Genomic DNA, 12,598 nt, shown 5'->3' on the forward strand with positions numbered 1-12,598 from the left:
TTGTCCGGCGGGACAACCGGCTTTGTCCGCGCGCCACCGTCCCCACGGAGTAGGTTCGCCCCTGATGAGCTTCGACGAAGTGCGCCGGGACTGGACCCGGCTCGGCGAGTGCGACCCGCTCTGGGCCGTCTACGTCAGCCCCGGCAAGCGCGGCGGCCGGTGGGACGTCGAGGAGTTCCTCGCCCTGGGCCGCGACGACGTCGCCGACACCCGGGCCTGGCTCGCCCGGCTGGGCCGCCCGACGCGCTGGCGGCGGGCGCTGGACTTCGGCTGCGGGGCGGGCAGGCTGACCACCGCCCTCGCCGACCACGCCGAGGCGGTGACCGGCGTCGACGTGTCCCTGCCGATGCTGGAGACCGCCCGCGCGATCGACGCGACCGGCCGGTGCGAGTTCGTCCTCAACGACGCCCCGGACCTGGAACTGTTCGGCGACAACGAGTTCGACCTCGTCTACACCGCGCTGGTCCTGCAGCACCTCCCCCGCGAGGTGATCGAGGGCTACCTGCCGGAGTTCGTCCGCGTGCTCGCCCCGGGCGGGACCGCCGTCCTGCACTGCTCAACCACTCCACTGTGGACTTTCAAGGGCGTCCTGTGGCGGCTCGTCCCCCACCGGCTCATCGCCTTCGGCCAGCGGAAGCTGCTCGGCTACCCCGCTCCGATGCGCATGACGGCGTTGTCGGACAAGCGGTTCACCGCGATCATCACCGCCGCGGGCGGCACCGTCGTCGACACCCTGACCGAGGACGACCGCTCAACCCACTGGCGCCTCACCCGCTACGTCATCACCAAGACCTAGGCCGTGTTTCAGGCGTGGAGCACGATCTAGTACGGGTCCACCGGGCTGTGGTGCCCCAGCATCCGCGCCACCGGCCGCAAACGCAGGCGCAGCAACACCTTCAGCAGCACGTTGCGGACGAACCACGGCAGCTCCCCCGCCAGGCGCAGCCGGTCCCGCCACGACGGCCGCGCGACGGTGAACCGCGCAAGCGAGCCCACCCGGTCGTGGTAGGTCAGGCGCGAGCCCGTGAGCACCTTCGCCACCGTCCCGCTGGTCACCCCGACCGACGAGAAGCAGTCGTGCACCAGGACCTCCGCGCCCGCGGGCAGGAAGGCGGACCAGCGCAGGTCGTCGGTGTAGGTCCAGTAATCGTGCTTGCCGTCGATGAACAGCAGGTCGGCGGGCCGGTCCCAGCCGGGCCGCAGCCGGGTGCTGTAGCCGACGACCAGCTCGACGGTCCCCGTCAGGCCGGACGCGGCGATGTTGGCCTCGAACGCGTCCCTGGTCCTGCGCCCGCCGAAGGGCGGCCCCTCCAGGAACGGGTCGATGGCCACGACCCGCGCGCCCACCGACGCCGCGGCGTGGCCGAGAACGACGGTCGAGCGGCCCTGGTGGCTGCCGATCTCCACCACCACCGACCCGGGCGCGAGCCTGCGCACCGCGTCCCACAGGGCCCGGCCCTGGTCGCGGGTCGTCCAGCCGGGCACGGCGTCGGCAGTGGACCAGACGCGCTCAAAGGCGTCGTCGCGCGATCGGGGCATTGCCTGCACCTGCCTGGGAATCGGGTCAGCCCGCATATCTACCCATTGGTAACCGTGTTTGGCAAGATGCGCACAACCAAGGCGGAGGTGATCTGTGCGGCTGGACAGTCCTGCCGTCGGCGGGCGCGGGCGGCTGCTCGGCGCCGCGGCGCTGCTGATCGGGCTGGTCCCGTTCGCGCTGCACGCGACGACGGTCCTGAGCGGATACTTCTGGCAGGACGACTTCGCCATCATCCAGCGCGCCGCGGCGGCGGTGCCCTATGACCCCGCCTACCTGTTCCAGGACTACAACGGCCACCTCGCCCCCGGCGTGTTCCTGCTGGCCTGGCTGGCCACCGCCATCAGCCCGCTGAACCACACCGTCGCCGTCCTGCCCGTGCTGGCCATGCACGCGGGCGCGCTGCTCGCGTTCTGGCGGCTGCTGGTGGTCTGCTTCGGCGCGCGCCGCGCGGTGCTGGTCCCGTTCGCCGCCTTCGCGTTCTCGCCGATCGTGCTGTTCAGCACGCTGTGGTGGGCCTTCGCCGTGCAGATGGTGCCGGTGCTGCTCACCATGGCCGCCGCCCTGGACTGCCACGTCCGCCACCTGCGCACGGGCCGCCGGGGTTATGCGATCGGCGCCGTGCTGTGGCTGGTGGCGGGCCTCGCGTTCTATGAGAAGGCGATCCTGGTCCCGGCGTTGCTGTTCGCGGTGACGGCGCTGCTCGCCCCCTCGGGCGCCGAGGCGCTGTCCTGGGCCTGGCGGGAGCACCGCAAGCTGTGGTTCGGCTACGGAGCCCTCATCGCCTGCTACGCCTTGGTCTACCTGATCCTCGTCTCCGTGCCGCCCGCCCTGGGGACCCCCACCATGGACACCGCCGAGTTCGTCCGGCGCGCGGTCGTCGACACCCTGCTGCCCGGCCTGTTCGGCGGCCCGTGGCCGGGCGACGCGGTGGGGATGACCTGGGCCGACCCGGCGGCGGCCGTGCGGGTCGCCGTCGGGCTGGCCGCCGTCGCCGTGGTCGCAGGCGGGATCGCGCGGTCGCGTCGGCGGGCCGTGCTGGCGTGGGCCGCGCTGGGCGGCTACCTCGCCGTCGACCTGGTCCTGGTCGCCACCGCCCGGCTGCCGCAGTTCGGCGTGCTCATCGGCAGCGACCCGCGGTTCCTGGCCGACGCGGTGCCGGTGGCGGTCCTGATGGGCGCCTTCGCGTACCTCCCGCCCGGGGAGCGCGCCGAGCGCGGCCGCCGCGCGGTGGTCCCGGCCGCCGCGCTCACCGCGCTGACCGCGCTGTTCGCGGTGAGCGCGACCGTCGCCGCCCTGTCCCTGGCCACCGCGGTGCCCTTCACCGCGGCCCGTGACTACGTGGCGAACGTGCGCTCGGCGCTGCAGGCCCGCCCCGACCTGCCGGTCTTCGACTCCCACGTGCCCAACGACATGATGGTGACCTGGGGGTTCGGCCACGACGCCCGGGTGTCGCGGCTGACCGCGCTCCTGCCGGTGCGGGCCCGGTTCGACCAGCCCGCCGAGACCCTGCACATGTTCGACACCACCGGCACGCCCCGGCCGGTCGAGGGCGTCCTGGCCCCCGTCGCCGCCGAGCCGGGGCCGGTGGCGGGCTGCGGCTGGGCGGTGACCGGGGAGCTGACCGCGGTCCCGCTCACCGAGGCGGTCTCGGGCAAGCTCGTCGTCCTGATCGGCTACTACACCGCCGACGCGGGCGAGGTCTCGGTGTCGGTGGCGGGCGCGGAGCAGCTGGTGCGCGTCGAGGCGGGCGTGCACCGGCTGAGCCTGGTCGTCGACGGCGCGTTCAGCCGGATCGACCTGCGGCGCACGACACCGGCGGCCGCGGTCTGCGTCGACACCGTCCAAGTGGGACACCCCTGGGTGGAGCCCGCCCCGTGAGCCACCTGCGGGCGGGAAACCGGGTCGCCGCGCTGCCCCGGAACCCCACCGTGATCGGGATGCTGGTCCTCGTCCTGGTCTCGTTCCTCCAGCGGCCGGGCCGGACCACGTTCGACACCAAGCTCGACCTGACCGTCGACCCCTCGGGGTTCCTCGCGCGCGCCCTGCACCTGTGGAACCCGGAGTCCACGGCGGGCGAGATCCAGAACCAGGCCTACGGGTACCTGTTCCCGATGGGGCCGTTCTTCACGGTGTGCCAGGGACTCGGGCTGCCGCCGTGGGTCGCGCAGCGGCTGTGGTGCGCGCTGCTGCTGTGCCTGGCGTACGCCGGGATGCTCGCCCTGGCCCGCGCGCTGCGGATCGGCGGGCCCGCCGCCCGGCACATCGGCGCGTTCGGCTACGCCCTCGCGCCGCGGATGCTCACCGAGATCGGCCCGGTCTCGGCGGAGATGCTGCCCGCGGTCGCGCTGCCGTGGATTCTCCTGCCGCTGGTGCGCGCCGACCGGATCGGCTCGCCGCGGCGCGCCGCCGGGCTCTCCGCGCTGGCGGTGCTGTGCGTCGGCGGGGTGAACGGCGCGATGGTCGTCATGGCGCTGGTGCTGCCGGGGCTGTGGCTGCTGACCAGGACGTGGACCCGGCAGCACGTGCGGCTCGTGCTGTGGTGGTGCGGGTTCGTCATCGCGGTGTGCCTGTGGTGGATTCTCCCGCTGCTGCTGCTCGGCCAGTACAGCCTGCCGTTCCTCGACTACATCGAGTCCTCGGCCAACACCACCGCGCCGGTCTCGCTGTTCCAGGCGCTGCGCGGCACGAACCAGTGGGTCGCCTACGTCGCCCAGGGCGAGCCGTGGTGGCCGTCGGGCTTCCTGCTGGTGGACAACCCGGTCCTGATGCTGGCCACCGGCCTCCTCGCCGCGGTGGGGCTGGTCGGGCTGGTCCTGCCGCGGCTGCCGGAGCGGCGCTTCCTCGTGCTCGGCGTCGTCGTCGCGGTGACGCTGCTCTGCGTCGGCCACGTCGGCGCGCTCGGCAGCCCGCTGGCCGAGTCCGCGCGCGCCCTGCTCGACGGGCCGCTGGCGCCACTGCGCAACGTCCACAAGTTCGAGCCGGTGCTGCGCCTGCCGCTGATGCTGGCGTTCGCGCACGCGGTGTCCACGCCCGCCCCCGGCCTCGACCGCCGGGCCCGCGCCGGGTTGGGGGCCGCGCTCGTGCTGGTGGTCGCGGCCCCGGCCTGGCTGTTCACCCTGCGCCCCGGCCCCGGCTGGGAGGAGGTCCCCGAGCACTGGCCCGCGGCGATGTCCTGGCTGGCCGAGCAGGACCCGCACGCCCGCACGCTGATGCTGCCCGCGTCCTCGTTCGGCGAGTACACCTGGGGCCGCACGGTCGACGAGCCCGCGCAGGCGCTCGCCGAGGCGCCGTGGGCGGTGCGCGGGCAGGTTCCGCTCGGGTCGGAGGGCAACACCCGGCTGATGGACGCGGTGGCCGACGCGGTCGGCTCCGGGCGCGGCTCCCCCGGGCTGGCGGCGTTCCTGGCCCGCTCCGGGCACCGGTTCGTGCTGCTGCGCAACGACCTCGACCGCTCGGCGCCGGGCACGCCGCCGATGACCCTGCTGCGCGCGGGCCTGGCCGCCTCCCCCGGGCTGGCCAGGGTGGCCGAGTTCGGCCCCGGCGTCGACCCGCGCGCCGTGCCGGGGACCTCGGTGGTGGACGAGAGCCCGGTGCCCTCGATCGAGGTGTACGAGGTGCGGGCGCCGGTGCCGCGGGTCGGCGTGGTCGTCGACGAGGACGTGCCGACCGTGGCGGGCGGGCCGGAGTCGCTGCTCACCCTGCTGGACGCGGGAATCCTGGACCCGGCCGCGCCGACGGTGCTGGCCGGGGACGGCGGCGCGGGCGGGCCGGTCATGGCCACCGACGGGCTGCGCAGGCGCGAGCGCGACGTCGGCTCCGTGCACGACAACCTCGGCCACACGCTGACCGCGGGCGAGCCCGGCCGCTTCGGCAGGCAGTCGCTCGACCTGCTCCCGTTCCAGGACGCGCGGACCCAGACCGCGGCCGTGCTGCGCGGCGTGCGCGCGGTGACCGCGTCGACCTCGGCCGGGTTCGCCGACGCCGTGGGCGCCACCGACCCGTCCCGGCAGCCGTTCGCCGCGGTGGACGGGGACCAGGGCACGGCGTGGCACTCCTCGACCTACACCGGCCCGGCGGGCCAGTGGCTGCGCGTCGAGCTGGACACCCCGCGGGTGGTCGAGGAGGTCACCCTCACCCTGGTGGACGACCTGGCGCTGGGCTGGCCGGTCACCGCGGTGCGGATCACCACCGACGGCGGCTCGGTCGACCGCGAGATCCCCCGGGGCAGGCAGCCGCGCGCCCTGACCACGGCGGGCGGGCTGACCAGCACCGTCCAGGTCACGGTGCTGTCGGTGGCGGCGGGCCGGACGGCGGGCAACGTGGGGATCGCCGAGCTGGCCATCCCCGGGGTCACCGCCGAGCGCGCGCTGCGGGTGCCCGCCGCGGGCTCCCCCGCGGCGCTCGCCTTCACCCGGGGTCCGCTGCCGCGCTATCCGTGCGTGGTCGAGGACGGGGTGCCGCGCTGCGACGGCGCGCTGGCCCGCGCCGGTGAGGAGCCCGGCGGCGTCCACCGGCTGTTCAGCACGACCGCGCCCGCGAACTACACCCTCTCCGGCACGGTCCTGCCCCGCTTCGGCGGCACGAGCCCGGTCGGGGGTCCAGTGGGTGGCACCGTGACGGCGTCGTCGTCGCTGGGCGGGGACCCGGCGGTGGGGCCGGTGGCCGCGGTGGACGGCGACCGGATCACGACCTGGATCGCCGCCGCGGGCGACAAGGACCCGGCCCTGCGGATGACCTGGCCGACGCCGCAGAACGTCACCGGGCTGCGGATCATGACCGACCCGAGGACCGGCGCCGTCCGGCCGTCCGAAGTGGAGGTCCGCACCGACGCGGGCGTGCGCCAGGTGGCGCTGGACCGCTCGGGCGCCGCGGACCTGACGGTGCGCACGCGGTGGTTGGAGCTGGCGTTCGCGCCGCCGGGGAACAGCGCGCCGGTCGGCGTCAGCGACCTCGTCGTCGAGGGCGCGTCCCGGCCGTCGGTGACGCCGGAGACGGTGTTCGAGGTCCCCTGTGGACAGGGGCCTGCCGTCACGGTCGACGGGACCGCCTACGACACCGCGGTCACCGGCACCTACGGCGACTACACCGGGCACCGCCCGCTGCCCCTGCGGATGTGCCCGGACAGCGAGGGCGGGATCGACCTCCCGGCGCGGGGCCACGAGCTGCGCACCGCGCCGTCGGCCGGTTTCGTCGTCCAGGACATCTCCCTGCGGGGCGCCCTGCCCGCCGAAGCGCCGCGGACGCGGGAGGTGCGGGTCGAGCGGTGGGGCGCCACGGAGCGGGTGCTCACCGTGGGCCCCGGCCCGGCGGCGCTGCTGAGCGTGCCGGAGAACGCCAACCCCGGCTGGGTGGCCACGGTGGACGGGCTGCCGCTGCCGAGGACCAGGGTGGACGGCTGGCAGCAGGCGTGGCGGCTGCCCGCGGTCGGGGAAGCGGTGGTGCGCCTGGAGTTCACGCCGGACCGCGACTACCGGCTCGCCCTGCTGACCGGCGCGCTGGCCGTGCTCGCCGCGCTCGTGGTGGCCGCGCTGCCGGTCCGCGGGCGTACGCCGGTCGGCACCGCGCCGGGTGGCCGCCGGGTCACGCAGGCGGCGCTGGTGGGGCTGATCGCCGTGCTCGGCGGGATGCCCGCGGTGGTGGCCCTGCTGGCGTGCCTGTTCCTGCGCGCGGTCTGGGCGCCCGCCCCGCGTCTGCTGGTCCTCGCGGGCGGGGTCACCGCCGCGGTGACGGCGGTGGCGGGACGGGTGGCGGGCCACGGCCAGGACTGGGTCTACGGCCTGCCCGTGCAGGCCGCGCTGCTGGTCGCGCTCGCCGCCGTCATCGCCGCCTGCCTCGACTGGCCGGAGTCAGCGCCGCAGTGACCTGGCCTCGGCCACCGCCCCGGCGCAGACGAGCAGCCCGGTCGCCAGGACGGCCGCGGTGACCACCTCGCCCACCCCGGACCGCAGCACGGTGGCGACGAGGACGACCTCGGCGGCCACCGCGAGCCAGATGAGCGCCGACGAGCGGCGGTCGCCGTGGGCGATGCGGGAGAACAGCAGGATCTGCACGAGCGCGAGCAGGCTGCCGACCAGCGCGAACTGCCACATGGGCAGCGCGGAGGCGGTGTACTGCCCGCCGCCGATCAGGGCGGCCACCTCCCGGCCGAACACCGCCGCGACCAGCACGACCAGCGCGTCGAGGCCCGCGCAGACCGCCAGCGCGACCGGCACCGCGCGGGCGCGGTTGGCCGGGTCGGCGAGCCGGGGCAGCACGAGCACGCCGACAGCGGAGGGCAGCCAGTAGGCGATCTTGGTCAGCACCGCGCCGATGGCGTACTCGCCCGCCTCGGACGCGGACAGGAAGTACCTGGCCAGCACCAGGTCGAGGTTCACCAGCAGCACCAGCGCGAGCATCGCCTGAGCGGCGTGCGCCACCGCGGCGGACTCCGCGCGCCCGCGGCCGGTCGGCCTCGGCGCGCCGCACACGGCCCAGGCGACCGCGGCCACCGCCGTCGAGCCGATCGCGACCCCGGCGAGGGTGGCGGCGGTGGTGCCGAACAGCAGCAGCCCGGCCAGCGCGCCGCCCGCCTTGCCCAGTGCCTCGAGGCCGATCATCACCGCGAGCCGGTGGAAGCGGCCGGTGCCCTGCAGGATGCCGTGGAACAGGCCGAGCAGGGACAGCGGCGCGAGCGAGAGCGCCAGCCACAGCGCCTGCCACAGGCCGTCGAGGTGCAGCAGCGCCATCACCAGCGGCGAGGCCGCCAGGGCGATGGCGGTGACCGCGGCGGTGGTGCGCAGGCCGAGCGCCAGGACCTGCCCGCCTTCGGCGTGACCCAGCGGCGTCGGCTCGCGGTCGACCCGCTGCCCGGCAACCTGCTGGCTGGCCACCCTCTGACTGGCCATCCGCTGGCCGGCCACCCGCAGGGCGACCACGGTCTGCAGGCCCATCGCGGGGACCACGCCGACCACCAAGAGCGCGAGCAGCGCGGCGAGTTCACCGAACAGCGCCGGGGAGAGCAGCCGCGCGGCGATCACCGTCATCAGGTAGCTGGCGCCGTTGTTGGCCGCCAACGCGACCGAGACGAGCAGCGCCTGCCGGGCGGCGAGCGGCGTGGTGGCCAGGGGCGGCACGGTGGCTCCGGATTTCGGGGACCTGACTTGCATTACCAGGCGGTAACTTGTCGGGACTGTAGCGTTTCACCGGCCGGGAAGGAACCAATGGCGATCCGCGGGCGAACGGCGTGGGCGCTGCCCGCGGTGGCGGCGGCGCTCGCCGTCGCCGTGCTGGCGCCGGTGCTCGGGCGCGGCTTCGTCCTGGTGTACGACATGGTGTTCGCGCCCCGGCACTGGCTGGTGCCCGACGCGGTCGGGCTCGGGTCGGCGCTGCCGCGGGCGGTCCCGGTCGACGCCGTCGTCGCGCTCGTCACCACGGTGGTCCCGGGCGACCTGGCGCAGCAGGCGGCGCTGGCGCTGGCGCTGTTCGCCGCGACGCTGGGCGCGGGCAGGCTCGTGCCGAGCGACTCGACCGGGGTGCGGATCGTCGCGGGCGTCGGCTACGGCTGGTCGGCCTACGTCGCCGAGCGGCTGTTCCTGGGGCACTGGGCACTGTTGCTGGCGTACGCGTCCCTGCCCTGGGTGGCGATGGCCGCCCTGCGGCTGCGGCACGGCGGCGGTGTCGCGCGCCTGGTCCTGGCGAGCGCGCCCGCCGCGCTCACCCCGACCGGCGGCATCCTCGCCGCCGGGGTCGCCTTCGCGTGCGCCGGGCGCGCCAAGTCCGGGTGGGCCGCGCTCGTGGCGGTGGTGCTCAACGCGCCGTGGTGGGTGCCCTCGGTGCTGCACCCGGGCGGCGGGCTGTCCGACGGGGCCGCGGTCGCGCTGTTCGGGGCCCGCGCGGAGAACTGGGCCGGTCCGGTGCTCAGCGTGCTGGGACTGGGCGGGATCTGGAACGCCGAGGTGGTCCCGGCCAGCCGCGGCAACCCGGTGCTGCCGGTGCTGACCGTCGCCGTGGTCGGTGTCGCGCTGCTCGGGGCGCGGACGCTGGCCGTCCGCTGGGGTGTGGCGCCCGCGCGGTCGCTGGTCCTCCTGGGCGCGCTCGGCGTTCTCGTGGCCACGGCGAGCACCCTGCCACTGGGCGCCGAGGCCCTGCGGGTGCTGCTCGACACCGTGCCCGGCGCCGGGCTGCTGCGCGACTCGCAGAAGTGGGTGGCCTGGTGGGCGCTGCCCATGGCGGTGGGGGCCGCCTTGGGCGTCGAGCGCGCCGCGGCGTACTTCCGGGGCCGGGGCCGGGCCGCGCTGCTGGCCGGGGCCGCGCTGTTCCCGATCGCCGTCCTGCCGGACCTGGCCTGGGGCGGCGCGGGGCGGCTGCACGCGGTGTCCTATCCGGACGACTGGCACCGGGTGGCCGCGCTGCTCGCCGCGGACCCCCGCCCCGGCGACGTGCTCGCGCTCCCGCTCTCGGCCTTCCGCCGGTTCGCCTGGAACGACGGGCGGACCCAGCTCGACCCCGCGCCCCGGGTGCTGCCCCGGCCCACCGTCATCGACGACACCCTCTACGTCGGCGGGCGGGCGATCGCGGGCGAGGACCGCAGGGTCGCGGCCATCCGCCGGACGCTGCCGCAGTCCCCCGGGCGCCACGGGATCGGCTGGGTGCTGGTCGAGCACGGCACTCCCGGCAGCGTCGACGCCGGGCTCCTGGCGCGCCTGGAGAAGGTGCACACCGGCCCGTGGCTGTCGCTGTACCGGGTGCCGGACCACCAGGCCCCGGCCACGCGGGCGGGTCCGCACCCGTTTCCGGTGCTGGCGGCCGATCTCGCCGCCCTCGGGCTCGTCGCGGCCGCGCTATTGTGGCGGTGGTTACCGAACGGTAGATTGTGGCCGAGTCGACATCGACGTCGGGGCCGATCCGAGGAGTGACCTGTGGGCAAGCTGGTTGTCGGCGCGTTGGCGTCAGTCCTGGTCGGCGCGGCCCTGGCCACCGGCGCGACCTTCGCGGTGATCGCCTCCAGCGCGCCGGACGACAAGGTGCAGTTCAGCCCGATCGCGCCGGTCAACAACTCCGGCGCCGTCGACTACGGCACTCCCTGACCTGAACTAGCCGAGTTCCCGCCTGCGCGGCGTCGGCATCGCGGCGGCCAGCCGCAGCGCCGATTCGAAGCCCGTGACGGTGTTGTCCCAGTGCAGCCCCCGGGCGCGGCGCCTGCCCGCCCGGCCGAGTTCGGCGCGCTCGGCCCGCGCGTCGAGCAGCCGCTCCACGTGCGCGGCGAACTGCTCGAAGTCCTCGGCGAGCAACCCGGTCTCGGCGTCCACAATAGACTCAGCGACGCCGCCCGCGGCCCGGTAGGCCACCGAGGGCACGCCGTGCGCCGCGGCTTCCATGATGGCGATGCCCCAACCCTCCTTCACCGACGGGCACAGGTGCACCCAGGCGCCCGCCAGGATCTCGTGCTTGCGCTGCTCGTCCACCCAGCCGTGCAGGACGACCCGGTCGGCCACGCCGCGCAGCCGGGCGTGCTCGCGCAGGTTCTCCAGCCACCAGCCGGTCCCGACCACCTCCAGCCGCAGCGTCGGCCACCGGGGGCCGAGGCGGGCGAGCACGTCGATGGCGTGCTCGATCCGCTTGTGCGGCACCAGCCTGCTCACCGCGACCAGGGTCGGCTCCCGGCGCTGCCGGGCCCGGGTGGCGGGGACGGCGTCGAGCCCGTTGGGCACCACCGAGGTCCGCTCCTCGGCCACCCCCAACTCGACCAGCTCTCGGCGCGTCACCTCGGAAACGGCGATATAGCGGCACTTGCGATTCACCCGAGGGGCCAGCCACGACTCGATCCACCAGCCGAGGCGCCCGGCCACCGGGCCGACGGCGGAGCGCCACTGCTCGCGGTGGACGTGGTGCACCAGCACGAGGACCGGGCAGCGGGCCACGAGGCGGGCGAAGAACGGCATCCCGTTTTGCACGTCCACGATCACGTCGGCGCGGTGGCGCAGCACCGAGAGCAGGGCCAGCGGGTACACCGAGAGCCTGCGCCCGCGCCTGCGGACCCGCACGCCGCGGACCCACTCGCCGACCGCCGCGCCGGAATACGCCGAACACTGGATGGTGACCCGATATCCGAGCGCGGCCAATCCCTCGGCGACCCGCTCGACATAGCGCTCCGACCCGCCGCCCTCGGGGTGGCCGGTGTCGCGCCAGTTCAGCAGCAGGACCCGCGGGCGATTGTCCGATTCCCGACGCAAACGCGCGCTCCATGCCCTCGGCGGAAAGTGCTAGGTTACCAACCGGTACAGCCTAGAACGCCCGCCTGCGAAAGGGAATCCGCGATGCCGCCGATCCCGACGAGAACCGATTCAGCCAGGAGGGACGCCACCCTGCGCCGGTCGGTCCTGCTGTTCCGGGCATTCCTGCGCGAGCAGTCCGACCCCGATCACTTCTACCAGGTCCTCGCCGCCGACTCCGTGCGCCAGCTCGCCGAGCACACCGGGCTGGACGGCGCCACGGTGCTCGACGTGGGCGGCGGTCCCGGCTACTTCGCCGAGGCGTTCCGCGCCGCCGGGGCCCGCTACCTGGGCCTGGACCCCGATGTCGGCGAGCTCTCCGCCCGGGGGGCGCCCGCCGAGGGCATGGTCAGGGCCAGCGGGACGGCGCTGCCGGTCCGCACCGGCGCGGTCGCGGTCTGCTATTCCTCCAACGTCCTCGAACACGTTTCCGACCCGGGGAGAATGCTCGATGAGATGGTCAGGGTGACCGCGGCGGGCGGCACGGTGTTCGTCTCGTTCACCCCGTGGTATTCCCCGTGGGGCGGGCACGAGACCGCGCCGTGGCATTACCTGGGCGGCCGGTACGCGCGCTCTCGGTATCGCCGCGAGCACGGCAGGGAACCGAAGAACAAATTCGGCGAGAGCCTGTTCCGGATCTCCATTGGCGCCGCCCTGCGGTGGGCCAGGCAATGCGAGACGGCGACGCTGGTCCGCGCGTTTCCGCGATACCACCCGTGGTGGGCCCAGTGGGTCGTCCGCATTCCCGGGCTGCGCGAAGTCGTCTCGTGGAACCTGGTGCTGGTGCTGCGCAAGCACTAGTCCGTGT

General features: G+C 75.1%; 9 protein-coding genes. 6 read left to right on the forward strand and 3 right to left on the reverse strand.

Going from position 1 to position 12,598, the window contains the following annotated elements:
- Positions 1 to 64 precede the first annotated feature (64 nt).
- Positions 65 to 796 (forward strand): class I SAM-dependent methyltransferase, encoded by a 732-nt coding sequence (locus ACTG9Q_RS10255; protein ID WP_455572428.1) that lies wholly within the window; start codon positions 65 to 67, stop codon positions 794 to 796.
- A 26-nt stretch (positions 797 to 822) separates the two neighbouring features.
- Here ACTG9Q_RS10255 and ACTG9Q_RS10260 read toward each other — a convergent pair whose 3' ends face one another.
- Positions 823 to 1,539, reverse strand: coding sequence for a class I SAM-dependent methyltransferase (locus ACTG9Q_RS10260; RefSeq protein ID WP_455572429.1), 717 nt, complete (start codon positions 1,537 to 1,539; stop codon positions 823 to 825).
- 94 nt (positions 1,540 to 1,633) lie between these two features.
- Here ACTG9Q_RS10260 and ACTG9Q_RS10265 point away from each other — a divergent pair, with 94 nt between their 5' ends.
- The gene (locus ACTG9Q_RS10265) at positions 1,634 to 3,418 is read left to right on the forward strand and encodes a hypothetical protein (protein ID WP_455572430.1); all 1,785 of its coding nucleotides are present in this window, start codon (positions 1,634 to 1,636) and stop codon (positions 3,416 to 3,418) included.
- Positions 3,415 to 7,401, forward strand: coding sequence for an alpha-(1->3)-arabinofuranosyltransferase domain-containing protein (locus ACTG9Q_RS10270; protein WP_455572431.1), 3,987 nt, complete (start codon positions 3,415 to 3,417; stop codon positions 7,399 to 7,401). The genes ACTG9Q_RS10265 and ACTG9Q_RS10270 overlap by 4 nt, the downstream gene beginning before the upstream one ends.
- Here the strand turns inward: ACTG9Q_RS10270 and ACTG9Q_RS10275 are convergent.
- Positions 7,387 to 8,652, reverse strand: coding sequence for a polysaccharide biosynthesis protein (locus tag ACTG9Q_RS10275; protein WP_455572432.1), 1,266 nt, complete (start codon positions 8,650 to 8,652; stop codon positions 7,387 to 7,389). The genes ACTG9Q_RS10270 and ACTG9Q_RS10275 overlap by 15 nt on opposite strands.
- Before the next feature lie 87 nt (positions 8,653 to 8,739).
- On the opposite strand from ACTG9Q_RS10275, the gene ACTG9Q_RS10280 reads away from it, so the two are divergent.
- Both ACTG9Q_RS10280 and ACTG9Q_RS10285 read left to right on the forward strand, forming a co-directional pair.
- On the forward strand, positions 8,740 to 10,434 hold the full coding sequence (locus ACTG9Q_RS10280; protein WP_455572433.1) for a hypothetical protein: 1,695 nt from the start codon (positions 8,740 to 8,742) through the stop codon (positions 10,432 to 10,434).
- Positions 10,435 to 10,437: 3 nt separating this feature from the next.
- Positions 10,438 to 10,605: a hypothetical protein gene (locus tag ACTG9Q_RS10285; protein WP_455572434.1), complete on the forward strand. Its 168-nt coding sequence runs from the start codon at positions 10,438 to 10,440 to the stop codon at positions 10,603 to 10,605.
- Between the two features lie 6 nt (positions 10,606 to 10,611).
- Here ACTG9Q_RS10285 and ACTG9Q_RS10290 read toward each other — a convergent pair whose 3' ends face one another.
- Entirely contained in the window at positions 10,612 to 11,751 is a 1,140-nt protein-coding gene (locus ACTG9Q_RS10290; RefSeq protein WP_455572435.1) for a glycosyltransferase family 4 protein, read from the reverse strand.
- Positions 11,752 to 11,835: 84 nt separating this feature from the next.
- On the opposite strand from ACTG9Q_RS10290, the gene ACTG9Q_RS10295 reads away from it, so the two are divergent.
- On the forward strand, positions 11,836 to 12,591 hold the full coding sequence (locus ACTG9Q_RS10295; RefSeq protein ID WP_455572436.1) for a methyltransferase domain-containing protein: 756 nt from the start codon (positions 11,836 to 11,838) through the stop codon (positions 12,589 to 12,591).
- The last annotated feature ends 7 nt before the right edge of the window (positions 12,592 to 12,598 follow it).

The organism is Actinokineospora lacus (genome assembly GCF_053813445.1).

Excerpts from the sequence above, each read along its gene's own strand:
- ACTG9Q_RS10280 (WP_455572433.1), top strand. The coding sequence starts at position 8,740 with ATGGCGATCCGCGGGCGAACGGCGTGGGCGCTGCCCGCGGTGGCGGCG.
- ACTG9Q_RS10255 (WP_455572428.1), top strand. The coding sequence starts at position 65 with ATGAGCTTCGACGAAGTGCGCCGGGACTGGACCCGGCTCGGCGAGTGC.
- ACTG9Q_RS10260 (WP_455572429.1), bottom strand. The coding sequence starts at position 1,539 with ATGCCCCGATCGCGCGACGACGCCTTTGAGCGCGTCTGGTCCACTGCC.
- ACTG9Q_RS10295 (WP_455572436.1), top strand. The coding sequence starts at position 11,836 with ATGCCGCCGATCCCGACGAGAACCGATTCAGCCAGGAGGGACGCCACC.